Origin of the sequence: Pseudomonas guangdongensis (assembly GCF_900105885.1) — a bacterium.
GTDB lineage: Bacteria > Pseudomonadota > Gammaproteobacteria > Pseudomonadales > Pseudomonadaceae > Geopseudomonas > Geopseudomonas guangdongensis.
This window is the reverse complement of the sequence record NZ_LT629780.1, coordinates 396,540-422,576: the sequence shown is the minus strand read 5'-3', so window position 1 is coordinate 422,576 and position 26,037 is coordinate 396,540. Positions and strand designations below refer to the sequence as shown.

General features: G+C 65.9%; 21 protein-coding genes, 2 tRNA genes and 3 rRNA genes. 16 read left to right on the top strand and 10 right to left on the bottom strand.

Going from position 1 to position 26,037, the window contains the following annotated elements:
• The first annotated feature begins 24 nt into the window (after positions 1–24).
• From BLU22_RS02115 to BLU22_RS02075, 9 genes are all read left to right on the top strand, one after another.
• Positions 25–624: an FMN-dependent NADH-azoreductase gene (locus BLU22_RS02115; RefSeq protein ID WP_090216184.1), complete on the top strand. Its 600-nt coding sequence runs from the start codon at positions 25–27 to the stop codon at positions 622–624.
• A 122-nt stretch (positions 625–746) separates the two neighbouring features.
• Entirely contained in the window at positions 747–1,622 is an 876-nt protein-coding gene (locus tag BLU22_RS02110) for a carboxylate/amino acid/amine transporter (protein WP_090211762.1), read from the top strand.
• Between the two features lie 57 nt (positions 1,623–1,679).
• Positions 1,680–3,002 carry a DEAD/DEAH box helicase gene (locus BLU22_RS02105; protein WP_090211761.1) on the top strand — a complete coding sequence of 441 codons (1,323 nt, stop codon included), beginning with the start codon at positions 1,680–1,682 and terminating at the stop codon, positions 3,000–3,002.
• A 554-nt stretch (positions 3,003–3,556) separates the two neighbouring features.
• Positions 3,557–5,093 (top strand): 16S ribosomal RNA (locus tag BLU22_RS02100).
• A 66-nt stretch (positions 5,094–5,159) separates the two neighbouring features.
• A tRNA-Ile gene (locus BLU22_RS02095) sits at positions 5,160–5,236 on the top strand.
• Between the two features lie 31 nt (positions 5,237–5,267).
• A tRNA-Ala gene (locus tag BLU22_RS02090) sits at positions 5,268–5,343 on the top strand.
• 261 nt (positions 5,344–5,604) lie between these two features.
• Positions 5,605–8,496: ribosomal RNA gene (locus BLU22_RS02085) — 23S ribosomal RNA — on the top strand.
• 134 nt (positions 8,497–8,630) lie between these two features.
• Positions 8,631–8,746, top strand: a 5S ribosomal RNA gene (rrf, locus tag BLU22_RS02080).
• The 16S, 23S and 5S rRNA genes sit together here with 2 tRNA genes alongside, the layout of an rRNA operon.
• Positions 8,747–8,853: 107 nt before the next feature.
• The gene (locus tag BLU22_RS02075) at positions 8,854–9,162 is read left to right on the top strand and encodes a GIY-YIG nuclease family protein (protein WP_090211759.1); all 309 of its coding nucleotides are present in this window, start codon (positions 8,854–8,856) and stop codon (positions 9,160–9,162) included.
• Between the two features lie 239 nt (positions 9,163–9,401).
• Here the strand turns inward: BLU22_RS02075 and BLU22_RS02070 are convergent, their stop codons facing one another.
• Together BLU22_RS02070 and yejK are read right to left on the bottom strand one after the other, a co-directional pair.
• Positions 9,402–10,217 (bottom strand): polyphosphate kinase 2 family protein, encoded by an 816-nt coding sequence (locus BLU22_RS02070; RefSeq protein WP_173867188.1) that lies wholly within the window; start codon positions 10,215–10,217, stop codon positions 9,402–9,404.
• A 184-nt stretch (positions 10,218–10,401) separates the two neighbouring features.
• Positions 10,402–11,409, bottom strand: a complete 1,008-nt coding sequence (gene yejK, locus BLU22_RS02065) for a nucleoid-associated protein YejK (protein ID WP_090211755.1) — start codon at positions 11,407–11,409, stop codon at positions 10,402–10,404.
• A gap of 120 nt (positions 11,410–11,529) precedes the next feature.
• Between yejK and BLU22_RS02060 the strand changes: the two genes are divergently transcribed.
• The 3 genes from BLU22_RS02060 to BLU22_RS02055 all read left to right on the top strand — a co-directional run bounded on the left by BLU22_RS02060 (position 11,530) and on the right by BLU22_RS02055 (position 14,273).
• Positions 11,530–12,741 carry an MFS transporter gene (locus BLU22_RS02060; protein WP_090211754.1) on the top strand — a complete coding sequence of 404 codons (1,212 nt, stop codon included), beginning with the start codon at positions 11,530–11,532 and terminating at the stop codon, positions 12,739–12,741.
• The gene (locus tag BLU22_RS15355) at positions 12,741–12,866 is read left to right on the top strand and encodes a hypothetical protein (protein WP_269457637.1); all 126 of its coding nucleotides are present in this window, start codon (positions 12,741–12,743) and stop codon (positions 12,864–12,866) included. Before BLU22_RS02060 ends, BLU22_RS15355 begins: the two co-directional genes overlap by 1 nt.
• Before the next feature lie 63 nt (positions 12,867–12,929).
• Positions 12,930–14,273, top strand: coding sequence for a TAXI family TRAP transporter solute-binding subunit (locus BLU22_RS02055; protein ID WP_090211752.1), 1,344 nt, complete (start codon positions 12,930–12,932; stop codon positions 14,271–14,273).
• On the opposite strand, the gene BLU22_RS02050 is transcribed toward BLU22_RS02055, so the two are convergent.
• The 4 genes from BLU22_RS02050 to ccoG all read right to left on the bottom strand — a co-directional run bounded on the left by BLU22_RS02050 (position 14,239) and on the right by ccoG (position 18,989).
• On the bottom strand, positions 14,239–14,823 hold the full coding sequence (locus tag BLU22_RS02050; protein WP_090211751.1) for an IMPACT family protein: 585 nt from the start codon (positions 14,821–14,823) through the stop codon (positions 14,239–14,241). The genes BLU22_RS02055 and BLU22_RS02050 overlap by 35 nt on opposite strands.
• Before the next feature lie 4 nt (positions 14,824–14,827).
• A complete protein-coding gene (gene rlmF / locus BLU22_RS02045; protein WP_090216182.1) occupies positions 14,828–15,877 on the bottom strand; it encodes a 23S rRNA (adenine(1618)-N(6))-methyltransferase RlmF in 1,050 nt (349 codons plus the stop codon).
• A 209-nt stretch (positions 15,878–16,086) separates the two neighbouring features.
• Positions 16,087–17,496: a GntR family transcriptional regulator MpaR gene (gene mapR / locus BLU22_RS02040; RefSeq protein ID WP_090216179.1), complete on the bottom strand. Its 1,410-nt coding sequence runs from the start codon at positions 17,494–17,496 to the stop codon at positions 16,087–16,089.
• 80 nt (positions 17,497–17,576) lie between these two features.
• A complete protein-coding gene (gene ccoG, locus BLU22_RS02035) occupies positions 17,577–18,989 on the bottom strand; it encodes a cytochrome c oxidase accessory protein CcoG (protein ID WP_090211749.1) in 1,413 nt (470 codons plus the stop codon).
• A gap of 257 nt (positions 18,990–19,246) precedes the next feature.
• Here ccoG and BLU22_RS02030 point away from each other — a divergent pair, with 257 nt between their 5' ends.
• The 4 genes from BLU22_RS02030 to BLU22_RS02015 are packed head-to-tail and all read left to right on the top strand — an operon-like array spanning position 19,247 to position 22,502.
• Positions 19,247–20,917, top strand: coding sequence for a nitrite/sulfite reductase (locus BLU22_RS02030; RefSeq protein ID WP_090211748.1), 1,671 nt, complete (start codon positions 19,247–19,249; stop codon positions 20,915–20,917).
• Positions 20,914–21,444 carry a DUF934 domain-containing protein gene (locus tag BLU22_RS02025; RefSeq protein ID WP_090211746.1) on the top strand — a complete coding sequence of 177 codons (531 nt, stop codon included), beginning with the start codon at positions 20,914–20,916 and terminating at the stop codon, positions 21,442–21,444. The genes BLU22_RS02030 and BLU22_RS02025 overlap by 4 nt, the downstream gene beginning before the upstream one ends.
• Before the next feature lie 3 nt (positions 21,445–21,447).
• Entirely contained in the window at positions 21,448–21,810 is a 363-nt protein-coding gene (locus BLU22_RS02020) for a CidA/LrgA family protein (protein ID WP_090211745.1), read from the top strand.
• Positions 21,807–22,502 carry an LrgB family protein gene (locus BLU22_RS02015; RefSeq protein ID WP_090211743.1) on the top strand — a complete coding sequence of 232 codons (696 nt, stop codon included), beginning with the start codon at positions 21,807–21,809 and terminating at the stop codon, positions 22,500–22,502. The genes BLU22_RS02020 and BLU22_RS02015 overlap by 4 nt, the downstream gene beginning before the upstream one ends.
• 18 nt (positions 22,503–22,520) lie before the next feature.
• Here the strand turns inward: BLU22_RS02015 and BLU22_RS02010 are convergent, their stop codons facing one another.
• From BLU22_RS02010 to BLU22_RS01995, 4 genes are read right to left on the bottom strand one after another with little or no spacing between them, the layout of a single operon-like run.
• The gene (locus tag BLU22_RS02010; RefSeq protein WP_090211741.1) at positions 22,521–23,381 is read right to left on the bottom strand and encodes an SPFH domain-containing protein; all 861 of its coding nucleotides are present in this window, start codon (positions 23,379–23,381) and stop codon (positions 22,521–22,523) included.
• Positions 23,382–23,406: 25 nt separating this feature from the next.
• Positions 23,407–23,847, bottom strand: coding sequence for an NfeD family protein (locus BLU22_RS02005; protein WP_090211739.1), 441 nt, complete (start codon positions 23,845–23,847; stop codon positions 23,407–23,409).
• A gap of 38 nt (positions 23,848–23,885) precedes the next feature.
• The gene (locus BLU22_RS02000; RefSeq protein ID WP_090211738.1) at positions 23,886–25,715 is read right to left on the bottom strand and encodes an SLC13 family permease; all 1,830 of its coding nucleotides are present in this window, start codon (positions 25,713–25,715) and stop codon (positions 23,886–23,888) included.
• Positions 25,712–26,029, bottom strand: coding sequence for a winged helix-turn-helix domain-containing protein (locus tag BLU22_RS01995; protein ID WP_090211736.1), 318 nt, complete (start codon positions 26,027–26,029; stop codon positions 25,712–25,714). Before BLU22_RS01995 ends, BLU22_RS02000 begins: the two co-directional genes overlap by 4 nt.
• Positions 26,030–26,037 lie beyond the last annotated feature (8 nt).

Genomic DNA, 26,037 nt, shown 5'->3' with positions numbered 1-26,037 from the left:
ATCACCGGATGGAGGCAAATGCAGATGTCTACCCTATTGCTGATCGAGAGCAGCGTACGCCAGCGGGACTCGGTATCCCGGCAGCTGAGCGAGGAGTTCGTTGCCCAGTGGCGGCAGGCCAATCCCGGCGGCCGGGTGCTGAACCGCGACCTGGCCCGCGAGCCGCTGCCGCATCTGGACGCCGACCTGCTCGGCGGCTGGATGAAACCGGCTGTCGAGCAGAGCGCCGCCGAGCAGGCCGCCCTGGCCCGCTCCGACCAGCTGATCGAGGAGCTGCTGGCCGCCGATGTGCTGGTGCTGGGCGCACCGATGTACAACTTCGCCATTCCCAGCACCCTGAAGGCCTGGCTCGACCATGTGCTGCGCGCCGGGGTGACCTTCAAGTACACCGAGCAGGGGCCTCGCGGACTGCTGCAGGGCAAGCGCGCCTACGTGCTGACCGCGCGCGGCGGCGTCTATGCCGGCGGGCCGCTGGATCAGCAGGAGCCCTACCTGCGCCAGGCCCTGGGCTTCATCGGCATCGACGACGTGCAGTTCGTCCATGCCGAAGGGCTGAACATGGGCGGCGACAGCGCCGCACAGGGGCTGGCACGGGCGCGCGCGCGACTGGCGGAGATCGCCTGAAGTTTTTGCTCCGCCGTGTCCAGCCGGGCACGGCCTTGGCGACCGCCTGCGGGCGGTCGCCGTTTTGGCTTCACCGCATTGGCCGAACGCGCTATGGTCGCGCGCTTTTGGCGAGGCGGATCATGGGTCATCTGATAGTCGTCACCCTGCTCTGGGCATTTTCCTTCAGCCTGATCGGCGAGTACCTGTCCGGGCAGGTCGACAGCGACTTCGCCGTGCTGAGCCGGATCGTCCTGGCCGGTCTGGTTTTCCTGCCGTTCACCCGCTGGCGCGGTGTGGCGCCGAGTTTCATCGGCGGCCTGCTGCTGGCCGGCGCCCTGCAGTTCGGGATCACCTACCTGTGCCTGTACCGCAGCTTCGCGCTGCTCTCGGTGCCGGAGGTACTGCTGTTCACCATCCTCACGCCGCTGTATGTGACCCTGATCGACGATGCCCTGAGTCGCCGTTTCAACCCCTGGGCACTGCTGGCGGCGGCGGTGGCCGTGCTGGGTGCGGCGATCATCCGCTACGAGGCGGTGAGCCGGGAGTTCTGGCTGGGCTTTGCGCTGCTGCAGGTGGCCAACACGACCTTCGCTGCCGGGCAGGTGCTGTATCGGCATATGGTGGCCCGCTACCCCAGCGAGCTGCCGCTGTATCGCCGCTTCGGCTACTTCTATATCGGTGCGCTGGCGGTGGCCTTGCCGTCCTTCCTGATCTTTGGCGATCCGCAGCGCGTGCCGGCGACATCGCTGCAGTGGGGCGTGCTGCTCTGGCTCGGCCTGGCGGCCTCGGGGCTGGGCATGTACTGGTGGAACAAGGGCGCGACGCTGGTCGATGCCGGTACCCTGGCGGTGATGAACAATGCGCTGGTGCCGGCCGGATTGCTGGTCAACCTGCTGCTGTGGAACCGGGAGGCGGACCTGGCGCGCCTGGCGCTGGGTGGCGGCGTCATACTGGCCTCGCTGTGGCTGAGCCGCGCAGGGCATCGAACTGAGCGTTCCGGCAAGGAAAACTCCTGAGCGCGGGCGACTCGGGTTAGTCTATGCGCCAGCGATTTTCATCATTCGAGGTAGTCCGTGTTTGCTGATTACGGTTTGCACGAGCGTTTGCTCAAGGCATTGTCGTCCCTGTCCTTCACCGAGCCGACCGCGGTTCAGGCGGCCGCCATCCCGCCGGCCCTGGAAGGGCGCGACCTGCGGGTAACGGCCAAGACGGGCAGCGGCAAGACGGCGGCCTTCGTGTTGCCGGCGCTGCATCGGCTGCTCACCGAAAGCCGCCCGCAGGCGGCCGCCCGCGTCCTGATCCTGCTGCCGACGCGCGAACTGGCCCAGCAGACCCTGCGCGAGGTCGAGCGCTTCGCCCAGTTCACCTTCCTCAAGGCCGGCCTGATCACCGGCGGCGAGGGCTTCAAGGAGCAGGCCGCCGCGCTGCGCAAGAACCCGGAGATCGTCATCGGCACGCCCGGCCGTCTGCTGGAGCACCTGCAGGCTGGCAGTCTGCTGCTCGGCGATGTCGAGATGCTGGTGCTCGACGAAGCCGACCGCATGCTCGATCTGGGTATGAGCGATGATGTGCTCAAACTGGCCGCAGCCTGCGCTGCGGCGCAGCGCCAGACGCTGCTGTTCTCCGCCACCACAGGCGGGCGCGTGCTGGATCGCGTGGTGGATGAAATCCTCCGCGAGCCGCAACTGCTGCTGCTCAACCGGCGCAACGAACTGAACGAAAACCTGCGCCAGCAGATCATCACCGCCGACGACGTGCGCCACAAGGAACGCCTGCTGCAGTGGCTGCTGGCGCATGAGGCCTTTGCCCAGGCGATTGTCTTCACCAATACGCGCGCCCAGGCCGACCGGCTGGTAGGGGTACTGCGCGCCTCCAAGGTCAAATCCTATGTGCTGCATGGCGAGAAGGACCAGGAGGAACGCAAGCAGGCCGTCGACCGGCTGCGCCAGGGGCACGTCAACGTGCTGGTCGCCACCGATGTGGCGGCGCGCGGCCTGGATATCGAGGGCGTCGATCTGGTGATCAACTTCGACATGCCGCGCAGCGGCGACGAATATGTCCACCGCATCGGCCGTGCCGGCCGGGTCGGGCAGGCGGGGCTGGCCATTTCCCTGATCTGCCATAACGACTGGAACCTGATGTCGAGTATCGAGCGCTATCTGAAGCAGGCGTTCGAACGGCGCCAGGTCAAGGAGCTGCTGGGCAGTTACACTGGACCCAAAAAGCTCAAGGCATCCGGCAAAGCCGCCGGCAGCAAGAAGAAGAAACAGACCAAGAAGGATGGCGCGCCGGCCAAGGCGCGCAAGCCGGCTGCCCGCAAGGACAAGCCGGCCGCCAGCGTCGGTGACGGCTTCACCGCCCCCAAGCGACGCAAGCCGCAGGCGCCGACCGCCTGAATGTTGGAAAGATGTGAAATGATGCAAGAAACTCGTTGACGGCTGCTGGAAGTGGCCTATAATGCGCGCCACTTCCAGCGAGAAGCTGAACAAAAAGCCTTTTAAATCAATAGGTTGCAAAGTTCAGGCGATTGAGCGATGCTTGCGTCGCTCGCTCTTGCAGGGAGTGCGGGGCTCGGGTCCTGCTGCGGTTTTCGCCTCCGGGCGGTGCTGCAAAGAGGTGTTGACTTCGGCTCGAAAGGCTGTAAGATGCGCGCCTCGCTGATCGGAAGGGTCCTTCCGGAAGGCGCCAAGCGATTGAATCGAAAAGAAATTTTCAAAAATCGCTTGACAGGTTGAAAGGCTGCTGTAGAATGCGCGGCCTCGGTTGAGACGAAACACTGGCTCGGTCGAAACGCTCTTTAATAAGTTGAATCAAGCAATTCGTGTGGGTGCTTGTGAGATAAGACTGACAGTCGCAAGATTATCAGCATCACAAGTAACACTCGTGAATTCGAGAGTTTTTTGCGATTGCTGAGCCAAGTTTAGGGTTTTCTCAAAACCCAGATTGATTTGAACTGAAGAGTTTGATCATGGCTCAGATTGAACGCTGGCGGCAGGCCTAACACATGCAAGTCGAGCGGATGAAGGTAGCTTGCTACCGGATTCAGCGGCGGACGGGTGAGTAATGCCTAGGAATCTGCCCGGTAATGGGGGATAACGTTTCGAAAGGAACGCTAATACCGCATACGTCCTACGGGAGAAAGCAGGGGACCTTCGGGCCTTGCGTTATCGGATGAGCCTAGGTCGGATTAGCTAGTTGGTGAGGTAATGGCTCACCAAGGCGACGATCCGTAACTGGTCTGAGAGGATGATCAGTCACACTGGAACTGAGACACGGTCCAGACTCCTACGGGAGGCAGCAGTGGGGAATATTGGACAATGGGCGAAAGCCTGATCCAGCCATGCCGCGTGTGTGAAGAAGGTCTTCGGATTGTAAAGCACTTTAAGTTGGGAGGAAGGGCAGTCAGTTAATACCTTGCTGTCTTGACGTTACCAACAGAATAAGCACCGGCTAACTTCGTGCCAGCAGCCGCGGTAATACGAAGGGTGCAAGCGTTAATCGGAATTACTGGGCGTAAAGCGCGCGTAGGTGGTTCAGCAAGTTGGATGTGAAAGCCCCGGGCTCAACCTGGGAACTGCATCCAAAACTACTGAGCTAGAGTACGGTAGAGGGTGGTGGAATTTCCTGTGTAGCGGTGAAATGCGTAGATATAGGAAGGAACACCAGTGGCGAAGGCGACCACCTGGACTGATACTGACACTGAGGTGCGAAAGCGTGGGGAGCAAACAGGATTAGATACCCTGGTAGTCCACGCCGTAAACGATGTCAACTAGTTGTTGGGTTCCTTGAGAACTTAGTAACGAAGCTAACGCGATAAGTTGACCGCCTGGGGAGTACGGCCGCAAGGTTAAAACTCAAATGAATTGACGGGGGCCCGCACAAGCGGTGGAGCATGTGGTTTAATTCGAAGCAACGCGAAGAACCTTACCTGGCCTTGACATGCAGAGAACTTTCCAGAGATGGATTGGTGCCTTCGGGAGCTCTGACACAGGTGCTGCATGGCTGTCGTCAGCTCGTGTCGTGAGATGTTGGGTTAAGTCCCGTAACGAGCGCAACCCTTGTCCTTAGTTACCAGCACGTTATGGTGGGCACTCTAAGGAGACTGCCGGTGACAAACCGGAGGAAGGTGGGGATGACGTCAAGTCATCATGGCCCTTACGGCCAGGGCTACACACGTGCTACAATGGTCGGTACAGAGGGTTGCCAAGCCGCGAGGTGGAGCTAATCCCACAAAACCGATCGTAGTCCGGATCGCAGTCTGCAACTCGACTGCGTGAAGTCGGAATCGCTAGTAATCGTGAATCAGAATGTCACGGTGAATACGTTCCCGGGCCTTGTACACACCGCCCGTCACACCATGGGAGTGGGTTGCTCCAGAAGTAGCTAGTCTAACCTTAGGGAGGGCGGTTACCACGGAGTGATTCATGACTGGGGTGAAGTCGTAACAAGGTAGCCGTAGGGGAACCTGCGGCTGGATCACCTCCTTAATCGAAGACTTCAGCTTCCTCATAAGCTCCCACACGAATTGCTTGATTCACTCGCGAAAGGCGATTGGGTCTGTAGCTCAGTTGGTTAGAGCGCACCCCTGATAAGGGTGAGGTCGGCAGTTCGAATCTGCCCAGACCCACCAATTGTCGTGGTGCGCAGGCTGATCGAAAGATGGGGCCATAGCTCAGCTGGGAGAGCGCCTGCTTTGCACGCAGGAGGTCAGGAGTTCGATCCTCCTTGGCTCCACCACTTAATCGCCAAGCTCAGAAATGAGTGCTTGTACTGCAACATGCAGTGCGAAACGAGCATTGATTTCTGGTCTTATCGCCAGACGTTCTTTAAAAATTCGGGTATGTGATAGAAGTAGACTGAATGATCTCTTTCACTGGTGATCATTCAAGTCAAGGTAAAATTTGCGAGTTCAAGCGCAAGTTTTCGGCGAATGTCGACATTCACGCACATAATCACAGTCAATCAGATCCTCGGATCACAGATTGCTTGGGGTTATATGGTCAAGTGAATAAGCGCATACGGTGGATGCCTTGGCAGTCAGAGGCGATGAAAGACGTGGTAGCCTGCGATAAGCTTCGGGGAGTCGGCAAACAGACTTTGATCCGGAGATCTCTGAATGGGGAAACCCACTCAGCATAAGCTGGGTATCTTGTACTGAATACATAGGTGCAAGAGGCGAACCAGGGGAACTGAAACATCTAAGTACCCTGAGGAAAAGAAATCAACCGAGATTCCCTTAGTAGTGGCGAGCGAACGGGGATTAGCCCTTAAGCTGCTTGGATTTTAGTAGAAGGCTCTGGAAAGTGCCGCCATAGTGGGTGATAGCCCCGTATACGAAAAGATCCTTGCAGTGAAATCGAGTAGGACGGAGCACGAGAAACTTTGTCTGAATATGGGGGGACCATCCTCCAAGGCTAAATACTACTGACTGACCGATAGTGAACCAGTACCGTGAGGGAAAGGCGAAAAGAACCCCGGAGAGGGGAGTGAAATAGAACCTGAAACCGTATGCGTACAAGCAGTGGGAGCCTACTTTGTTGGGTGACTGCGTACCTTTTGTATAATGGGTCAGCGACTTATATTCAGTGGCAAGCTTAACCGTATAGGGGAGGCGTAGCGAAAGCGAGTCTTAATAGGGCGTTTAGTCGCTGGGTATAGACCCGAAACCGGGCGATCTATCCATGAGCAGGTTGAAGGTTAGGTAACACTGACTGGAGGACCGAACCCACTCCCGTTGAAAAGGTAGGGGATGACTTGTGGATAGGAGTGAAAGGCTAATCAAGCTCGGAGATAGCTGGTTCTCCTCGAAAGCTATTTAGGTAGCGCCTCACGTATCACTCCAGGGGGTAGAGCACTGTTTCGGCTAGGGGGTCATCCCGACTTACCAAACCGATGCAAACTCCGAATACCTGGAAGTGTCAGCGTGGGAGACACACGGCGGGTGCTAACGTCCGTCGTGAAAAGGGAAACAACCCAGACCGTCAGCTAAGGTCCCAAAGTTGTGGTTAAGTGGTAAACGATGTGGGAAGGCTTAGACAGCTAGGAGGTTGGCTTAGAAGCAGCCATCCTTTAAAGAAAGCGTAATAGCTCACTAGTCGAGTCGGCCTGCGCGGAAGATGTAACGGGGCTCAAACCACACACCGAAGCTACGGGTTCATCCTTTGGATGAGCGGTAGAGGAGCGTTCTGTAAGCCTGTGAAGGTCAGTTGAGAAGCTGGCTGGAGGTATCAGAAGTGCGAATGCTGACATGAGTAACGACAATGGGAGTGAAAAACTCCCACGCCGAAAGACCAAGGGTTCCTGCGCAACGTTAATCGACGCAGGGTTAGTCGGTCCCTAAGGCGAGGCTGAAGAGCGTAGTCGATGGGAAACAGGTTAATATTCCTGTACTTCTAGTTACTGCGATGGAGGGACGGAGAAGGCTAGGCCAGCTTGGCGTTGGTTGTCCAAGTTTAAGGTGGTAGGTCGAATTCTTAGGCAAATCCGGGAATTCAAGACCGAGAGCTGATGACGAGCGTTCTTTTAGAATGCGAAGTGGTTGATGCCATGCTTCCAGGAAAAGCTTCTAAGCTTCAGGTAACTAGGAACCGTACCCCAAACCGACACAGGTGGTTGGGTAGAGAATACCAAGGCGCTTGAGAGAACTCGGGTGAAGGAACTAGGCAAAATGGCACCGTAACTTCGGGAGAAGGTGCGCCGGTGAGGGTGAATGACTTGCTCAGTAAGCCCACGCCGGTCGAAGATACCAGGCCGCTGCGACTGTTTATTAAAAACACAGCACTCTGCAAACACGAAAGTGGACGTATAGGGTGTGACGCCTGCCCGGTGCCGGAAGGTTAATTGATGGGGTTAGCGAAAGCGAAGCTCTTGATCGAAGCCCCGGTAAACGGCGGCCGTAACTATAACGGTCCTAAGGTAGCGAAATTCCTTGTCGGGTAAGTTCCGACCTGCACGAATGGCGTAACGATGGCGGCGCTGTCTCCACCCGAGACTCAGTGAAATTGAAATCGCTGTGAAGATGCAGTGTATCCGCGGCTAGACGGAAAGACCCCGTGAACCTTTACTATAGCTTTGCACTGGACTTTGAGCTTGCTTGTGTAGGATAGGTGGGAGGCTTTGAAGTGGAGACGCCAGTTTCCATGGAGCCATCCTTGAAATACCACCCTGGCAATCTTGAGGTTCTAACTCTGGTCCGTTATCCGGATCGAGGACAGTGTATGGTGGGTAGTTTGACTGGGGCGGTCTCCTCCTAAAGAGTAACGGAGGAGTACGAAGGTGCGCTCAGACCGGTCGGAAATCGGTCGCAGAGTATAAAGGCAAAAGCGCGCTTGACTGCGAGACAGACACGTCGAGCAGGTACGAAAGTAGGTCTTAGTGATCCGGTGGTTCTGTATGGAAGGGCCATCGCTCAACGGATAAAAGGTACTCCGGGGATAACAGGCTGATACCGCCCAAGAGTTCATATCGACGGCGGTGTTTGGCACCTCGATGTCGGCTCATCACATCCTGGGGCTGAAGCCGGTCCCAAGGGTATGGCTGTTCGCCATTTAAAGTGGTACGCGAGCTGGGTTTAGAACGTCGTGAGACAGTTCGGTCCCTATCTGCCGTGGACGTTTGAGATTTGAGAGGGGCTGACCTTAGTACGAGAGGACCGGGTTGGACGAACCTCTGGTGTTCCGGTTGTCACGCCAGTGGCACTGCCGGGTAGCTATGTTCGGAAAAGATAACCGCTGAAAGCATCTAAGCGGGAAACTTGCCTCAAGATGAGATCTCACTGAAGCCTTGAGCTTCCTGAAGGGTCGTCGAAGACTACGACGTTGATAGGTCGGGTGTGTAAGCGCTGTGAGGCGTTGAGCTAACCGATACTAATTGCCCGTGAGGCTTGACCATATAACACCCAAACAATCTGACAATTGTTGCGTGTGACAGGCCGAAAGCTTGCATGAACCGCAAATACCGAATAGAAACACCGCTATCACATACCTGATTCGGGATCGCGCCACGGCGAGATCCCAACCGAATTGCTTGACGACCATAGAGCGTTGGAACCACCTGATCCCATCCCGAACTCAGCAGTGAAACGACGCATCGCCGATGGTAGTGTGGGGCTTCCCCATGTGAGAGTAGGTCATCGTCAAGCACCTATACCAAACCCCCGATCAGCAAACGCTGGTCGGGGGTTTCTCTTTGCGCCGAAAATGAACGGCGGCGACGACAAGGACGCAACGCGACGGGGAGGGGCGGCCGGTGGAGGGCAAGGCGGAGCCGCAGGGCGGCACGACGGCGCAGGCGCGGACCTGGTACGTCTATCTGGTGCGTGCCCAGAACGGGGCGCTGTACTGCGGCGTCAGCGACGATCCGGTGCGGCGCTTTGCCGTGCATCGGCGCGGCAAGGGTGCGCGTTTTTTCCACAGCAGTCCGGCGCAGGCGCTGGTGTATGTGGAGGCCTGCCGAGACAAGAGCGCCGCGCTGTCGCGGGAGTGGACGATCAAGCGACTGAGCAAGGCAGCCAAGGAGCGTCTGGTGGCGGAGTGGCTCGGTGTGATCTCTCAATAGATTGCTCATCCGGGGTATTCCCAGAATGCTGGAAGTGCGGCCAACACAGCGTTTGAGCCCCGGATCAACCTGCTACACATGCACGTCTTACCCCGCTGAGGTCGGGCCTTTCTGCTGCAACATATGCTCAACGGCATACGGGGCGAGCACGTAGCACAAGCCACCGTGGGCGGCGGCCGTACTCTCTCATGTCAGACTTTGCCTGATCTGCGCCCTGCCGACTTTGCGTACGGCACTGCTCAGGCCCGCTCCAGAGTGTCCAGATCGAACGGCAGCGACGGGGTCGGCCAGTGCTGGTCGAGGCGCTCGAATTCGCGGGCCAGCAGGCTGGCCAGCAGCAGGTCGCGCAGCCACTTGTGATTGGCCGGCACTATGTACCAGGGGGCCGCGTCGCGGTGGCTGGCGGCGAGGATGCCGGCCCAGTGCGCGTTCTGGGTGCAGAACTGGCGATGGGCGTCGAGGTCGGCAGCGCACAGTTTCCAGTGCTTGCGCGGGTCGAGCAGGCGTCTGCGCAGGCGGGCCTTCTGCTCGGTGCGGGATATCTGCAGGTAGATCTTGAGCAGACGGATGCCCAGTGTGGCCAGCTCGTCTTCGAACTGCGCCAGCTGCGTCAGCCGCCCGGCAAGGCTCGATGCGTCGATGAAGCCGTCGAACAGGTCGCAGGCCACGCCCTCGTAGGGCGTGCGGTTGAATACCGCGATGTGTCCGGGCGCCGGCAGGCAGCGCCGGTAGCGCTGCAGAAAGCCTTCGGCACGCTCTGCGCTGCTCGGCTGGCGAAAGCCATGCACGTTCAGTCCCACGGGGCTCAGGCCGCCGAACACCCGGCGGATGCTGCCGTCCTTGCCGGCGCAGTCCGGCCCCTGCAGCCAGAGCAGCAGAGCCTCCTGGCGGCGTGCCCAGAGCAGTTGCTGCTGCTCGGCGAGCCAGGGTTTCAGCGCGTTGAGGCGGGTGCGGGCCTCGGCGTGGGTCAGGCCGCAGCGACGTTCGGGATCGCCGCTCAGGGGCGTGCGGGGATCGCAGCGGCAGGCATCGAGCAGGGTGTCGGGCAGGCGCAGCATGGCGTGCTTCCACAAAAGACAGAATCCCGGATAGCCCGGAGCGGCCTGCGCAAGCGTTCTTTCCGGCAAGCCAGACGTCTCGCAACTCTCGACCAGCCTTACGCCGAGCCTGCCGCACCGCCAGGACGCCGCGAGGACATCCACTGGCAGGCCCCGGCCCTCGACAGACCATAGCGCCGAATCAGTCCTGGCGCCGCTTGAGCTGGTCCTTCAGCTTGCTCGGCAGCTGGCGGATGATCAGCAGATCCTGGCTCTCGTCGTACTCCACCGCCTTGCCGAGCAGATGCGCCTCGAAGCTGATCGACAGACCCTCGGCGCGACCGGTGAAGCGGCGGAACTGGTTGAGGGTGCGCTTGTCCGCCGGGATCTCCGCAGCCAGACCGTAGTCCTTGTTGCGGATATGCTCGAAGAAGGCGCGCGGCTGCTCCTCGTCGAGCAGTTCGGACAGTTCCTCCAGGGCGATCGGCTCGCCCCGGCGCGCCTGGGTGCTGGCATAGTCGACCAGCGCCTCGGTCTTCTCGCGGGCCTGCTCCTCGGCCAGATCCTCGCTTTCCACGTAGTCGCTGAACGCCTTGAGCAGGGTGCGGGTCTCGCTGGGCGCGTCGACGCCTTCCTGGCAGCCGATGCAGTTGCGGAAGTAGTCGGACACCTTCTTGCCGTTGCGGCCTTTGATGAAGGAGATGTACTGCCGGGAACTCTGGTTGTTGCGCCACTCGGAAAGGTTGATCCGCGCGGCCAGGTGCAACTGGCCGAGGTCGAGGTGGCGCGACGGGGTGACGTCGAGGCTGTCGGTGACCGCCACGCCTTCGCTGTGGTGGAGCAGGGCGAGGGTCAGGTAGTCGGTCATGCCCTGCTGGTAGTGGGCCATCAGCACATGGCCGCCGGTGGACAGGTTGGACTCCTCCATCAACTGCTTGAGGTGCTCCACGGTCTGCCGGCTGAAGGCGACGAAATCGCGCCCGCCGTCCAGATAGTCGGCCAGCCAGACGGAGAACGGATGGCCGGCGGTGTCCTCGTGGAAGTAGCCCCAGACCTTGTTGGGCTTGGCGTTGTAGCTGTCGTTGAGGTCGGCCAGCAGGTTGTCGATGGCCTGCGAGTCGCCCAGCGCGCTGTCGCGGGCATGCAGCACGGCGGGGCTGCCGTCGGGCTTCTTGTCGATCAGGTGGACGATGGCGTGGCGGATCGGCATGGCGGTCTCGTGGCGGAAAACGGGATGCGCCAGTGTAACCGATGGACCGCGAGCGGGCGGGGGCGCGCGCGGTTCCGGACCGCGGTGATATCCTCGCCCTTTGTTTGAGGAGATCCAACGATGAACTCGCTTTGGCGCCACTGTGGCTGGATGCTGCTGGGCAGCTCGCTGATCCTCGCCCTGTCGCTGGGCGTGCGACACGGCTTCGGGCTGTTCCTGCCGCCGATGAGCAGCGAATTCGGCTGGGGGCGCGAGGTGTTCGCCTTCGCCATCGCCTTGCAGAACCTGATCTGGGGCCTGATCCAACCCTTCACCGGCGCCTTCGCCGACCGCTTCGGGGTGCGCCGCACGGTGGTGATCGGTGGGGTGCTGTACGTCGCCGGCCTGCTGCTGATGGCCCTGTCCACCACGCCCGCCGCGCTGTCGCTGAGCGCCGGGCTGCTGATCGGCCTGGGGTTGTCCGGCACCTCGTTCTCGGTGCTGCTCGGCGCCGTCGGCCAGGCGGCGCCGGTGGAAAAGCGCAGCATGGCCATGGGCATCGCCGCGGCGGCCGGCTCCTTCGGCCAGTTCGTCATGCTGCCCGGCAGCCTCGCGCTGATCGCCGGACTCGGCTGGTCGGCGGCGCTGCTGGCGCTGGCGGCGCTGATCGCCCTGATCCTGCCGGCAGCGCTGATCCTGCGCAGCCCGGCGCAGCCGGCGCATCAGGGACCGGCACAGACCCTGGGCGAGGCGCTGCGCGAGGCCGCCGGGCATTCCGGCTTCTGGCTGCTGGCGCTGGGCTTCTTCGTCTGTGGCTTCCAGGTGGTGTTCATCGGCGTTCACCTGCCGGCCTATCTGGTCGACCAGCAACTGCCCGCCCACGTCGGCACCACGGTGCTGGCCCTGGTCGGGCTGTTCAACGTGTTCGGCACCTACACCGCCGGGATGTTGGGCAGCTGTTATTCCAAGCCGCGCCTGCTCACCGGGCTTTACCTGGTGCGCGGGGTGGTGATCGTCGCCTTCCTGTGGGCGCCGCTCAGCGAGTGGACGGCCTATGCCTTCGGCATGGCGATGGGCTTCTTGTGGCTGTCCACGGTGCCGCTGACCAACGGCACCGTGGCGACCCTGTTCGGCGTACGCAACCTGTCGATGCTCGGCGGCATCGTCTTCCTGTTCCACCAGATCGGCTCGTTCTTCGGCGGCTGGCTGGGCGGCTGGCTGTACGACCGCACCGGCAGCTACGAGCTGGTCTGGCAGATCTGCGTCGGCCTGAGCCTGATGGCCGCGCTGCTCAACTGGCCGGTGCGCGAGCAGCCGGTGGCGCGGCTGCGCGCCGCGGCGCAGGCGCAGTGATGCGCGCACGGCGGATCGCCCGGCTGGCGGTCGCGCTGCTGCTGGCGGCGCTGCTGGCGCTGGCCTGGTGGGGCTGGCAGCGCGGCGGCCTGGCGCTGTTGCAACTGGGCGTGGGGATCTGCTGAGGGTTCAGTCCGGGACGGCGACAGGGGTATGCTGGCCGCCACTCATCGTGGAAGGGAGCGCCCATGCGTCGGATATTCCAGGACCTGTCGATCATGCTGCGCGCCAACCTGTGGCTGCTGCCGGTATTCGCCCTGCTGGCGGGCGCGGTGTTCTACCTCGCGGCGCCGCCACCGCCGATGCGCGCCAGCATGGCCACCGGTGCCGAAGGCGGCGGCTACGCCGGCTTTGCCGAGCGGCTCAAGGTCGAACTGGCCAAGAGCGGTTTCGAGCTGACCCTGGTGCCCAGCAGCGGCGCGCGGGAGAACCTGCGCCTGCTGCTCGACGACAAGCAGGATGTCCAGCTCGGTCTGATGCAGAGCGGCCTCGAGCTGCAGCTCGGCGACGACGAGCGTGCCCGGCTGCGCTCGCTGGGCAGCGTCTATCAGGAGCCGCTCTGGCTGTTCCAGCGCCGCGAGCTGCCGATCGACGGCCCGCGCGATCTGTTGCCGCTGCGCCTCGGGCTGGGCACGGCGGGCAGCGGCACGGCGCAGATCAGCGGCCTGCTGCTCGGCCTCAACGGCATCGACCTCGACCAGTACCCGGCCCACTGGCAATTCACCGGCGGCAGCAAGGCCGCCAGCGCCCTGCTGGCCGGCGAGCTGGATGCCGCCTTCTTCATCGGCCCGGCGGAGAACCCGCTGATCCGGCGCCTGGCCCGCGCGCCCGAGCTGGGCGTGACCAGCCTGCGCCGCGGCGCCGCCTATCAGGCGCGGCTGCCCTTCCTGCGCAGCATCGCGGTCGGCGAGGGACTGCTCGACCTGGCCGCCAACAGCCCGGCGCGCGACATCGTCACCCTCGCGCCGGCCGCCACCCTGGTGGTCAACGACAGCTTCCATCCGGCGCTGACGCCGCTGATCCTCGCCGCGGCCCGCGAGGTGATGAAGCAGGGCAGCCTGCTGGATGCACCCGGCGCCTACCCGAGCGCCGAGCCGCCGACCCTGGCGCTGCTCGACGAGGCCGCGTACTTCCACGAGCACGGCCTGCCGCTGCTGCAGCGCTACCTGCCGTTCCGCATCGCGTCGCTGGCCGACCGCTACATCATCCTGCTGATTCCGCTGCTGGTGGTGCTGATCCCGCTGGGCAAGGCGGTCGGCCCGCTGTACCGCTGGCGCATCCGCGCGCGGATCTATCGCTGGTATCGCTACCTGCGCGACATCGACCGACAACTGGAGACGGGCCTGCCGGCGGCCCGCCGCGAGGCCGAGGCGGCGCGCCTGCAACGCCTGGAGCGCGAGCTGGCCGGGGTCGAGGTGCCGCTGGCCTACTCGGGCGAGCTGTACCAGCTGCACCTGCACCTGCGCCATGTGCTCGGGCGCCTGCAGGGCGAGGCGCTCAGGGCACCTGCAGCAGCACCTGACCGCGACTGAGCTCGGCCAGGCGCAGCGCCAGCTCGTCGCGCTGCGCGGCCGGCAGCGCCAACTGCAGCCGGGCGCCAGTGGCGTCGAACGCCTCGCCCTCGATGCTCACCTGCCATTCGCCCAGACGCGCGCGGATGCGCGCCAACTCGGCGAACGGCACATGGCAGTGCCCCTGCAGCCGCGCGACCAGCGCCACCCGCTCGCCGCCCTGCAGGCATTTCGCCGCGCTGCCGCCGTAGGCGCGCGCCAGCCCGCCGGTGCCGAGCTGAATGCCGCCGTACCAGCGGATCACCAGTACCACCATGTTGTCGCAGTCCTGGCCCTCGATGGCGGCAAGGATCGGCCGGCCGGCGGTGCCGCCCGGTTCGCCGTCGTCGCTGAAGCGGTACTGCGCGCCGCACTTCCACGCCCAGCAGTTGTGCGAGGCGGCGCGGTCGCTGTGCGCGGCGATGAACGCCTGCGCCGCCTGCGGGCTGTCCGCCGGCGCGGCGAGGACGAGGAAGCGGCTCTTGCGGATCTCCTCGCGGTACTCGCAGGGCGCGGCCAGGGTGAAGGCCATGGCGTCAGCCCGCCGGGCGCTCGGCGGCCAGCCAGACGGCGCGCGCGGCGGCGTCGTGGAAGCTCCAGGCGACGAAGCGGCTCTGCTTCTGGCCCTGGCTCATCGCCACCGTGCGGGTCGCCTGCGCGCCGCACTGGCGGAGCGCCTGCTCGACCAGCGGCAGGTTGCCGGCCTTGGACACCAGGCAGGTGAACCACAGCACCTGCGCCGCCGCCGCGCGGCTCTCCTCGATCATCCGCCGGACGAAGGCGATCTCGCCGCCCTGGCACCACAGCTCGTTGGACTGGCCGCCGAAGTTGAGCGCCGGCAGCTTGCGCTGCGGGTCGAGCTTGCCGAGGTTCTTCCACTTGCGCCGGCTGCCGGCGCTGGCCTCGGCGGCCGAGGCGTGGAACGGCGGGTTGCACAGGCTCAGGGCGAAGCGCTCGCCGGCCTGCAGCAGGCCATGGAAGATGTGCCGGGCATCGTGCTGCTGGCGCAGCTCGATGGCATGGCCGAGCCGGTTGGCCTGGACGATGGTGCGCGCGGCCGCCAGCGCGGTGCTGTCAATGTCCGAGCCGAGGAAGTGCCAGCCGTATTCGCGCTGGCCGATCAGCGGGTAGATGCAGTTGGCGCCGCTGCCGACGTCCAGCACGCGCACGTGCGCGCCGCGCGGAATGGCACCGCCGCAGTCCTCGGCCAGCAGATCGGCCAGCGCATGGATGTAGTCGGCGCGCCCCGGCACCGGCGGGCACAGGTAGCCGGGCGGAATGTCCCAGTGCGCGATGCCGTAGAACTGCTTGAGCAGCGCGCGGTTGAACACCCGCACCGCCGCCGGATCGGCGAAGTCGATGCTCTCCTTGCCGTAGGGGTTGCGGATGACGAACGCCGCCAGCTCCGGGCAGCCTTTGATCAGCGCGGGGAAGTCGTAGCGACCCTGGTGGCGGTTGCGCGGGTGCAGCTCGCCCTTGGCGGCTGGCGGGCGCGGCGCAGGGGCGGGCTGGGCGGCGCGCGGCGTGGCGGCGGGCTTGCGGGCGCCGGGACGGGGGCGGGCAGGGCGTTGCGGCGGCTGGGACATGGGGAAACGGAGATCGGCTGCGAAGGCGGGCATTTTCCCACAGCGGCGCGGCGGCTGGCGCGGTTTTCCGCCGGGCCGGGCGGATCGCTCCGCCGGTAAGTCCGGCGGTCACGGATGGCGCGGCCCCGTCCCTTCTGTGTGCCGATCCGGGTGATGATTGTGTGCCGGCTCGCGGCAAGACAGCCGCGAAACGGCGCGATTCGGCCGTATCAGAACGAGTCGACGATGCGTCCGAGCAGCTCCATGGCGCGCTCGCTCGGCGCATCCCACGGATGGCCGTAGTTGAGCCGCGCGCAGTTGCGAAAGCGCCGAGTGGCCGAGAAGATCGGCCCCGGCGCCAGGCTGATGCCCTGGGCCAGGGCCAGCTGGAACAGCCGCAGCGAGTCGACCTGTTCGGGAAACTCGAACCACAGGAAGTAGCCGCCGCCCGGGCGGGTCACCCGCGTGCTGGCCGGGAAGTGCCGCGCCGCCGAGGCCAGCATCGAGGCCTGCTGGCTCTCCAGCGCATGGCGCAGCTTGCGCAGGTGGCGGTCGTAGCCGCCGTGCTGCAGGTAGTCGGCGATGGCCGCCTGCGCCGGTACCGACGGCGAGAGGGTGGTCATCAGCTTGAGCCGGCGGATCTGCTCGGCCCAGCGCCCGCCGGCCACCCAGCCGACCCGGTAGCCCGGCGCCAGGCACTTGGAGAACGAGCCGCAGTGCATCACCAGGCCCTCGCGGTCGAAGCTCTTCACCGGCTTGGGCGGCTGGCTGCCGAAGTACAGCTCGGCGTAGACGTCGTCCTCGATCAGCGGTACCTGATGGCGCTGCAGCAGCGCGTAGAGCGCGCGCTTGTGCTCCTCGCCCATGCTCGCGCCGAGCGGGTTCTGCAGGCTGCTCATGAACCAGCAGGCCTTGATCGGCAGGCGCGCCAGACTGTCCTCCAGGCTGGCCAGGTCGATGCCTTCGCGCGGATGCACGGGGATCTCCACGGCGCGCAGCTTGAGCCGCTCCAGCACCTGCAGGGTGGCGTAGAACGCCGGCGCCTCGATGGCCACCAGGTCGCCCGGGGCCGTCACGCACTGCAGGCACAGGTTGAGCGCCTCCAGCGCGCCGTTGCTGATCACCAGTTCCTCCAGCGGCAGCATCACCCCGCTGACCATGTAGCGCAGGGCGATCTGCCGGCGCAGGTCGGCGTTGCCCTCGGTCATGTCGGCGATCACCGCATGGGGCGACAGCTCGCGCACGGCGTGGCCCATCGAGCGTGCCAGGCGGGCGAGGGGGAACAGGTCGGGGCTGGGAAAGGCCGAGCCGAACGGCACGGTGTCCGGGTCCTTCAGCGAGCCGAGCACCGAGAACACCAGCGCGCTGACGTCGACCTCGCTGGTCTGCGCTTCGCGGGCGCTGATCTCCGGCTCCGGCAGCGGGCGTTGGGCCAGCTCGCGGACGAAGTAGCCCGAGCGCGCGCGGGCGAGGATCTGCCCGCGGCTTTCCAGCAGGTAGTAGGCCTGGAACACCGTCGACGGGCTGACCCCGTAGGTGCGGCTGGCGTGGCGCACCGAGGGTAGCTTCTGTCCGGGGGCCAGCACGCCGGTGCGGATCAGCTCGGCGATCTCGTCGGCGAATTTCTCGTAGCGCTTCATCTTGTCCGGGTTGAGCGGGGAGGATGTGGCGCAGTCTAGCGAGTCGCGGCGGTGCATGGCGCGGCCTTCCTCCCGGGCGTTCAGCGCTGGCGCGGCGCGACGAAGGTGCTGGCGGTGACCACCCGTACCTCGGGGCGTTCGAGTTCCTGCACCGCGAAGCGCAGCGGCAGGGTGCTGTCGGCGGCGGGGCCGTCGCGCAGCGCCACGCTCACCGCCACGTCGAGGATCTCGCCGGGCGCCAGTTGCAGCTCGCGCGCGCCCTGCAGGACGAAGGGCCCGGCATCGACCAGCGAGATCGCATAGCGGTGCGCCTGCTGGGTCTTGTTGATCACCTTGAGGCGGTAGATGTTCTCGATCTGCCCCTCGCTGTTCTCGCGGTACAGGCCGCGGTCCTTGGTCACGTCCAGCGACACCAGCGGGCGCGTGTCGAGGGCCCAGCCGAAGGCGCCGAACATCAGCAGCAGGGCGGCGGCGTAGCCGACCAGGCGCGGGCGCAGCCAGCGGGTGCGGCCGCCGGCCAGCTCGCGCTCGGAGCCGTAGCGCACCAGACCGCGGGCGTAGCCCATCTTGTCCATGATGCCGTCGCAGGCGTCGACGCAGGCGCCGCAGCCGATGCATTCCAGCTGCAGGCCGTCGCGGATGTCGATGCCGGTGGGGCAGACCTGCACGCACAGGGTGCAGTCGATGCAGTCGCCGAGGCCCAGCGCCCTGGGATCGGCTTCCTTCTTGCGCGCGCCACGACTTTCGCCGCGCGCGGCGTCGTAGGAGACGATCAGGGTGTCGGCATCGAACAGCACGCTCTGGAAGCGCGAGTAGGGGCACATGTCGCGGCAGACCTTCTCGCGCAGCCAGCCGGCGTTGAGGTAGGTGGCGGCGCTGAAGCAGAACACCCAGAAGGCGGTGGTGGCGTCGAGCTGCAGGGTGAACAGGTCGTGGACCAGCGCGCGGATCGGCGTGAAGTAGCCGACGAAGGCCAGCGCGGTGGCCAGGCTGACCGCCAGCCACAGGCCGTGCTTGGCGCCGCGGCGGGCGAGCTTGGCGGCCGACCAGGGCGCGGCGTCGAGCTTGATGCGCTGCTGGCGGTCGCCCTCGGTGACCTTCTCCGCCCACATGAAGATCCAGGTCCACACGCTCTGCGGGCAGGCGTAGCCGCACCACACCCGCCCGGCGGCCACGGTGATGGCGAACAGGCCGAAGGCGCAGATGATCAAGAGTGCCGAGAGCAGGATGAAGTCCTGCGGCCAGAAGGTGGCGCCGAAGATGTAGAACTTGCGCCCGGCCAGGTCCCAGAGCACCGCCTGGCGGCCTTCCCAGTTCAGCCAGGCGGTGCCGAAGAACAGCAGGAACAGCATGCCGGCGCCGGCCAGGCGCAGGGTGCGGAACAGGCCGGTGAAGCTGCGGGTGTGGATCGGACCGCCGGCCTGGGCGGGCGTCAGGCGCGTCGGCCGCGCCTCGACCGTCTCGACGATCTGCGCGGGAATGCGTTCGCTCATGGGAGGGCTCCATCGGCATCAAAAGATGGCGCCATGATCGGCCGATGACTGGCGTGGAAACAGACTCAGATCCGCGCACAAAAAGCGGATCAGATGCCGGCGGCGCGGCGCTGGCGAGCGTCGTGAGGGGGAGCGGGGCGGCGGCTGATACGCTTTTTTAGGTCGGATCTGCCGCTGTTTTCCCACCTGTTCGCCGGGCATAGTCGCCGCCCCAAGTGCCCGCCGCGACGGTGCGGGCCGGCCGGACGAGGTAGCCCATGTACCGATACGACGAATACGACCGCGCCCTGGTGCTCGAACGGGTCGCGCAGTTCCGCGACCAGATCGCGCGGCGCCTGAGCGGCGAGCTGAGCGAGGAGGAGTTCCTGCCGCTGCGCCTGCAGAACGGCCTGTACCTGCAGAAGCACGCCTACATGCTGCGCGTGGCCATCCCCTACGGCACGCTGTCGGCGGATCAGCTGCGCACCCTGGCGCACATCGCCCGTCACTTTGATCGCGGCTACGGCCACTTCACCACCCGGCAGAACATCCAGTTCAACTGGATCGAGCTGGAGCAGGTCGGCGACATCCTCGAGCGTCTGGCCGAGGTGGAGATGCACGCCATCCAGACCTCCGGCAACTGCGTGCGCAACATCACCACCGAGGCCTTCGCCGGGGTCGCCGCCGACGAGCTGCTCGACCCGCGCCCGCTGGCCGAGATCCTCCGCCAGTGGTCGACGGTCAACCCGGAGTTCCTCTACCTGCCGCGCAAGTTCAAGATCGCCATCTGCTCGGCCGAGCAGGACCGCGCGGCGATCATGATGCACGACATCGGCCTGTATCTTTACCGCGACCAGGCCGGCGAGCTGCTGCTGCGGGTGATGGTCGGCGGCGGCCTCGGGCGCACGCCGATCCTCGCCCAGCAGGTGCGCGAGGCGTTGCCCTGGCGCCACCTGCTGTCCTACGTCGAGGCCATCCTGCGGGTGTTCAACCGCCACGGCCGCCGCGACAACAAGTACAAGGCGCGGATCAAGATCCTGGTCAAGGCGCTCGGCGTCGAGGCCTTCGCCCGCGAGGTGGAGGAGGAGTGGCAGCACATCAAGGACGGCCCGGCCGAGCTGACCGAGGCCGAGTACCAGCGCGTCGCCGCCCACTTCGCGCCGCCGGCCTACGCCGCGCTGGACGATGCCGACCTCGACTACGGCAGCGCGCTGGCCGGCGACTCGGCGTTCGCCCGCTGGGTGGAGCGCAACGTGCAGGCGCACAAGGTGCCGGGCTACGCCGCGGTGGTGCTGTCCACTAAGCCGGGGCCGGCCCTGCCGCCGGGCGACGTTACCGCCGAGCAGATGGAGGGCGTCGCCGAACTGGCCGAGCGTTACGGCTTCGGCGAGATCCGCATCGCCCACGAGCAGAACCTGGTGCTGCCCGACGTACGCAAGGCCGACCTGTACGCCGTCTGGCAGCGTGCCGGCGAGCTGGGCCTGGCCACGGCCAACATCGGCCTGCTCACCGACATTATTGCCTGCCCCGGCGGCGACTACTGCTCGCTGGCCAACGCCAAGTCGATCCCCATCGCCCAGGCCATCCAGGCGCGTTTCGCCGACCTCGACCACCTGCACGATCTGGGCGAGCTGAGCCTGAACATCTCCGGCTGCATGAACGCCTGCGCCCACCACCACATCGGCAACATCGGCATCCTCGGCGTCGACAAGAACGGCAGCGAGTGGTACCAGGTGACCATCGGCGGCGCCCAGGGCAAGGCCAGCGCGCTGGGCAAGGTGATCGGCCCGGCGTTCGGCGCCGAGCAGATTCCCGAGGTGATCGAGCGGCTGGTCGACACCTTCGTCGCCTACCGCGAGGGCGACGAGCCCTTCGTCGACACCGTGCAGCGCATCGGCCTGGAGCCGTTCAAGGAGCGGGTCTACCGCCAGCAGGAGGCTTCGGCATGAACAACCTGATCAAGCTGGGCGCAGACGGTGCGCGCCTGGTCACCGATGATCCGTGGCGCTGGGTGCGCGAACCGCTCGAACCGCTGCCGGACGGCCCGCTGCTGCTGCCGCTGGCGATGTGGCGCGAAAGGCAGAGCGCGGATGTGCTGGCCGGCCGCGGCGATACCCGCGACGGCGTCTGGCTGGCGCCCGACGACGAGCCGGAGGAGCTGGCGCCCTGGCTGGCCGGCCTGCCGCTGATCGCCCTGGAGTTCCCCAGCTTCCGCGACGGCCGCGCTTACAGCCAGGCCTACTTGCTGCGTACGCGCCTGGGCTGGCGGGGCGAGCTGCGCGCCGTCGGCGACGTGCTGCGCGACCAGCTCAGCCACATGCGCCAGTGCGGCTTCGATGCCTTCGCCGTGCGCGAGGACAAGTCGGCCACCGATGCGCTCAAGGGGCTGCAGGGGATCAGCGTGCTGTACGGCCGCTCGGTGCTGGAACCGCGCCCGCTGTTCCGCCGGCGCAGTGGCGCGGACGAAGAGGAATAGGGCATGAGCGTGCATGGCCTGCTCCTGCTGCTGGCCTTCCAGCTGGCCGGCACGGCGCTGAGCCTCTGGCTGCTGCCGGCCCTGCCGGGGCCGATCCTCGGCATGCTGCTGGCCCTGGCCTGGCTGGGCCTCGACGGTCACGGCAGCGAGGCGCTGCGCCAGAGCGCCGGCACGCTGCTCGGGTACCTGCCGCTGCTGCTGGTGCCACCGGCGGTGGGCATCATGGTGCAGTGGCAGCGGATCGGCGCCGATTTCTGGGCGATTGCCGCCGCGCTGGTGCTCTCATTGCTGGTCGGCATCCCGCTGACCGGCGCGCTGATGCAGTGGCTGATCCGCCGCCAGCTGGGTCGGGAGGGGCGCCCATGACGGCGATCTGGACGGCTATCGTCGGCCATCCGCTGTTCGTCCTCGGCCTGACCCTGCTGGCCTACCAGCTGGCCCTGGAACTGTACCAGCGCAGCCGCTGGCTGCTGGCCCAGCCGGTGCTGGTGGCGACCCTGCTGCTGGTCGGCGCGCTGTGGGCCTGCGGTATCGGCTACCCGCGCTACCGCCAGGAGTCGAGCCTGCTCTGGCTGCTGCTCGGCCCGGCCACCGTGGCGCTGGCGGTGCCGCTGCAGCAGAACCTGCCGCGCATCCGCCAGCTGTTCTGGCCGGTGACCATCGCCCTGCTGGTCGGTGGCACCATTACCGTCGCCCTGACCCTCGGCCTCGCCGCGCTGTTCGGTGCCGACCGGGAGATGCTGATGAGCCTGGCGCCGAAGTCGGTGACCTCGCCCATCGCCATCGCCCTGGCCGAGCAGATGGGCGGGATTCCCGCGCTGACGGCGGTGTTCGTGATGATCACCGGCGTGCTCGGCGCGGTGCTGGGGCCGCTGCTGCTCGATCGGGCCGGGGTGACCAGCCCGGCCGCGCGCGGGCTGAGCCTCGGCCTGTCGGCCCATGCGATCGGCACGGCCCAGGCGCTGCAGGAGCATCCGGAAGCCGGCGGCTTTGCCGCCCTGGCGATGAGCCTGGCGGGGGCGTTCAGCGCACTGGCCTTGCCGCTGCTGCTGGGCTGAACGCCCGTCTGCCCGCGCTCAGCGTCCGCCGGGCTTGCCGAGCAGGCCGCGCAGGCTGTCCTGCAGGTCGGCGGGCATCAGCACGATCTTGGCGTTGTCGCTGTCGCCGAGCTTTTCCAGCGCGGCGATGTACTTCTCGCCGAGCAGGTACATCATCGGCCCCGGTTCGCCGCCCACCGCGCTGGTGACCCGGCGGATCGCCTCGGCGCTGGCCTCGGCGAGCATCACCTGGGCGTCGGCGTCGCGCTTGGCCGATTCCAGGCGCGCCTCGGCTTCGAGAATCGCCGCCTGCTTGGCGCCTTCGGCCTTGGTCACCGCGGCCTTGCGCTCGCGCTCGGCGGCGGCCTGCAGCTCCATGGCGCCCTGCATCGAGGCGGACGGCTTGATGTCCTGGATCTCCACCGACTTGACGGTCAGGCCCCAGTCCACCGCCTCGTCGGCGATGCTCTCGCGCAGCCGCGCCTTGATCTTGTCCCGCGAGGACAGCGCCTCGTCCAGCTCCATCTCGCCGACGATCGAGCGCAGGGTGGTCATGATCAGGTTGCGGATCGCCTCGGAGAAGTCGGTGACGCCGTAGACCGCCTTGACCGGGTCGGTGATCTTGATGAAGGCGATGGCGTTGGTGAGGATCACCGCGTTGTCGCGGGTGATCACTTCCTGTTCCTGCACGTCGAGGATGATGTCCTTGGTCACCAGCTTGTAGGCGACCTTGTCCAGGTAGGGAATGAGGATGTTCAGCCCCGGGCGCAGGGTGCTGTGGTACTTGCCCAGGCGCTCGACGACCCACTCCTCGCCCTGGGCGACCAGGCGCACGCCCTGGGCCACGGTGACGACGACGAATACCAGCAGTGCGATGGTGATGGCCAGTCCTGCAGTCATGTTGTGCTCCTTGAACGCTGGGGAATCAGGCGCGCGCTACCTTCAGGTAGCTGCCTTCGATGGATAGCACCTTGACCCGCGTGCCGGCGGGGATTTCGGCATCGGCCATGCAGGCCCACTCCTCGGCGCCGAGGATCGGCCGCTGGAAGCGCACCTTGCCGCGCTGGAAGGGCGCCACCGCGCCGACCAGCAGGCCCACCTCGCCGAGTACCTCGCCGCCGGCGCTGCCGATCAGCGTGCGCTGGCGGCGCGGGCTGAACACCCGCAGCCAGAGCACCAGCATGGCCAGCGAGGCGAGGGTCCAGAGCAGCAGCTGGGCGCTGAGGGACAGCTCGACCAGCAGCAGCGCGCCGGCCACCAGCAGGGCGCCGAGGCCGAACCAGAGGATGAAGAACGAGGGCACCACCAGTTCCAGCAGCACCAGCAGGATGCCGCCGAGGGCCCAGTACCACCATTGGATTGCCATTGCGCCTCCTTGGCGTCGTCGGTCGTGGCCAGCGTAGCTCAGAACGGGAACAGCCAGGGCACCAGCAGCACGCAGGTGGCCAGCACCAGCAGGGTGAAGGGCACGCCGATGCGTACGAAGTCGGCGAAGCGGTACTGACCGGGGCCGAGCACCAGGGTGTTGACCGGCGAGGAGATCGGCGTCATGAACGCCGCCGAGGCGGCTAGCGCCACGGTCATCGCGAAGGGCGCCGGCGAGGCGCCGAGGGCCTGGGCGCAGGCGATGGCCACCGGCGCCATCAGCACCGCGGTGGCGGTATTGGAGATGAACAGGCCGACCAGCGCGGTGACCGCGAAGAGGATGGCGAGGATCGCCCGCGGCCCGGCCTCGCCGAGCACGGCGAGCAGGCCCTGCACCGCCAGGTCGATGCCGCCGGTCTTCTGCAGGGCGACGGCGAAGGGCAGCATGCCGACGATCAGCAGCAGGCTCGGCCAGTGGATGGCGCGGTAGGCGCTGTCCAGGTCGATGCAGCGGAAGGCGCCGAGCAGCAGGCAGCCGATCAGCGCGGCCAGCACGTTGGGCACCGCGCCGCTGACCATCAGGCCGACCATCACCGCCAGGCTCAGCAGGGCGTAGGGCGCCTGGCTCTGCGCCGGGGCCACCTCGTCGATCTCCGCCGGCAGGCTGAGCACCAGGAAGTCGCGGCTCAGGCCCTGCAGGCGGTGGATGTCCTTCCACTTGCCGGCCACCAGCAGGGTGTCGCCGGGCCTGAGCTTCTCGTCGACCAGCACGCCCTCCAGCGCCCGGCTGCCGCGGCGCAGGCCCACCACGTTGAGCCGGTAGCGGCTGCGAAAGCCCAGCTCCTGAATGGTCTTGCCGGGCAGCCGCGAGCCCGGCGGCAGGGCCACCTCGACCAGGCCCAGCTCGCGGGCGTGGTCGGCGTAGTAGGACTGCTTCAGGCCCAGCGGCTCCAGGCCCAGCTCGCGGTAGGCGCCGAGCAGGCCGATGGCCGGGCTGGCCAGGTCGACCAGCAGGATGTCGCCGCCGCGCAGCTCGCTGTCGGCGTTGGCGGCGAGCAGCTCGCGGCCCAGGGTGCGGCGTCGCTCGATGGCGATCACGTTGATGCCGTGCTGCTTGCGCAGCTGCAGGCCGTCGAGGGCCTGGCCGGCCAGCGGCGAGTCGTGGCGCAGGCACAGGCGCCGCTCGCGGCCGGCCAGGCGGTAGCTGTCCACCAGGTCGGCGAGGGTCAGGCGCGGCTCGCCGGCGGCCTCGCGGCTGCGCGCGCTGGCCAGCCAGCGGCGGGTCAGCAGCATGTAGCCGATGCCCAGCACGAGGATCGCCAGGCCGATGGGGGTGAAGGCGAAGAAGCCGAAGCCGGGCTGTCCGGCGCGCAGCAGCTCGCCGTGCACCACCAGGTTCGGCGGGGTGGCGACCAGGGTGAGCATGCCGCTGATCAGGCCGGCGAAGGCCAGCGGCATCATCAGCCGGCTGGGCGCCAGGTCGAGGCGCGCGGCGATGCTCAGCACCACCGGGATGAAGATCGCCACCACCCCGGTGGAACTCATCATCGAGCCGAGGCCGGCGACGCAGAGCATCAGCAGCACCAGCAGGCGCACTTCGCTGTTGCCGGCGCGACGCATCAGCCACTCGCCCAAGCGGTAGGCGATGCCGGTGCGCACCAGCGCCTCGCCGACCACGAACATGGTGGCGATCAGCACCACCGCCGGTTCGGCGAAGCCGGCCAGCACCTCGTGGACTTCCAGCACGCCGCTGAGCGGCAGGGCGGCGAGCATCAGCAAGGCGACCGCGTCCATGCGCGGGCGGTTGCGCACGAACAGCACCACCGCGAGTAGCAGCAGGCCGAGCACCAGGAGCAGTTGCGGGTTCATGGTCGCGGCCGGTCCGCGACGGGGTAGCCGAGCGCCTCGCGCAGCCGGGCATGGTGGGCGGCGACCCAGGCGCGGTCGATGGCGCCCCAGTCGCGGATCGCGTAGTGCCCGGCGTTGTGGCGCTCGCCGGACTCCTGGACGAAGGCGCAGTCGATGTCCAGTTCGGCCAGCGCCGCCAGGGTGTCCTGGGCGGTGCGGCGCGGCATGCCGGTGGCGGCGATCAGCGCCGGCACGCTGGTGGCGATGCCGCTGTCGATCAGCCAGGCGACGTAGAGGCGGCGGTAGAAGCTGCTGCGGGTCTTGCTCAGGTCCATGGCGGTTC

Excerpts from the sequence above, each read along its gene's own strand:
- ccoG (WP_090211749.1), bottom strand. The coding sequence starts at position 18,989 with ATGAGCGAACGCATTCCCGCGCAGATCGTCGAGACGGTCGAGGCGCGG.
- BLU22_RS02015 (WP_090211743.1), top strand. The coding sequence starts at position 21,807 with ATGACGGCGATCTGGACGGCTATCGTCGGCCATCCGCTGTTCGTCCTC.
- BLU22_RS02055 (WP_090211752.1), top strand. The coding sequence starts at position 12,930 with ATGCGTCGGATATTCCAGGACCTGTCGATCATGCTGCGCGCCAACCTG.
- BLU22_RS02020 (WP_090211745.1), top strand. The coding sequence starts at position 21,448 with ATGAGCGTGCATGGCCTGCTCCTGCTGCTGGCCTTCCAGCTGGCCGGC.
- rlmF (WP_090216182.1), bottom strand. The coding sequence starts at position 15,877 with ATGTCCCAGCCGCCGCAACGCCCTGCCCGCCCCCGTCCCGGCGCCCGC.
- BLU22_RS02050 (WP_090211751.1), bottom strand. The coding sequence starts at position 14,823 with ATGGCCTTCACCCTGGCCGCGCCCTGCGAGTACCGCGAGGAGATCCGC.
- BLU22_RS02010 (WP_090211741.1), bottom strand. The coding sequence starts at position 23,381 with ATGACTGCAGGACTGGCCATCACCATCGCACTGCTGGTATTCGTCGTC.
- BLU22_RS02110 (WP_090211762.1), top strand. The coding sequence starts at position 747 with ATGGGTCATCTGATAGTCGTCACCCTGCTCTGGGCATTTTCCTTCAGC.
- BLU22_RS02025 (WP_090211746.1), top strand. The coding sequence starts at position 20,914 with ATGAACAACCTGATCAAGCTGGGCGCAGACGGTGCGCGCCTGGTCACC.
- BLU22_RS02005 (WP_090211739.1), bottom strand. The coding sequence starts at position 23,847 with ATGGCAATCCAATGGTGGTACTGGGCCCTCGGCGGCATCCTGCTGGTG.
- BLU22_RS02000 (WP_090211738.1), bottom strand. The coding sequence starts at position 25,715 with ATGAACCCGCAACTGCTCCTGGTGCTCGGCCTGCTGCTACTCGCGGTG.
- BLU22_RS15355 (WP_269457637.1), top strand. The coding sequence starts at position 12,741 with ATGCGCGCACGGCGGATCGCCCGGCTGGCGGTCGCGCTGCTGCTGGCG.
- BLU22_RS02030 (WP_090211748.1), top strand. The coding sequence starts at position 19,247 with ATGTACCGATACGACGAATACGACCGCGCCCTGGTGCTCGAACGGGTC.
- BLU22_RS01995 (WP_090211736.1), bottom strand. The coding sequence starts at position 26,029 with ATGGACCTGAGCAAGACCCGCAGCAGCTTCTACCGCCGCCTCTACGTC.
- yejK (WP_090211755.1), bottom strand. The coding sequence starts at position 11,409 with ATGCCGATCCGCCACGCCATCGTCCACCTGATCGACAAGAAGCCCGAC.
- BLU22_RS02115 (WP_090216184.1), top strand. The coding sequence starts at position 25 with ATGTCTACCCTATTGCTGATCGAGAGCAGCGTACGCCAGCGGGACTCG.
- mapR (WP_090216179.1), bottom strand. The coding sequence starts at position 17,496 with ATGAAGCGCTACGAGAAATTCGCCGACGAGATCGCCGAGCTGATCCGC.
- BLU22_RS02060 (WP_090211754.1), top strand. The coding sequence starts at position 11,530 with ATGAACTCGCTTTGGCGCCACTGTGGCTGGATGCTGCTGGGCAGCTCG.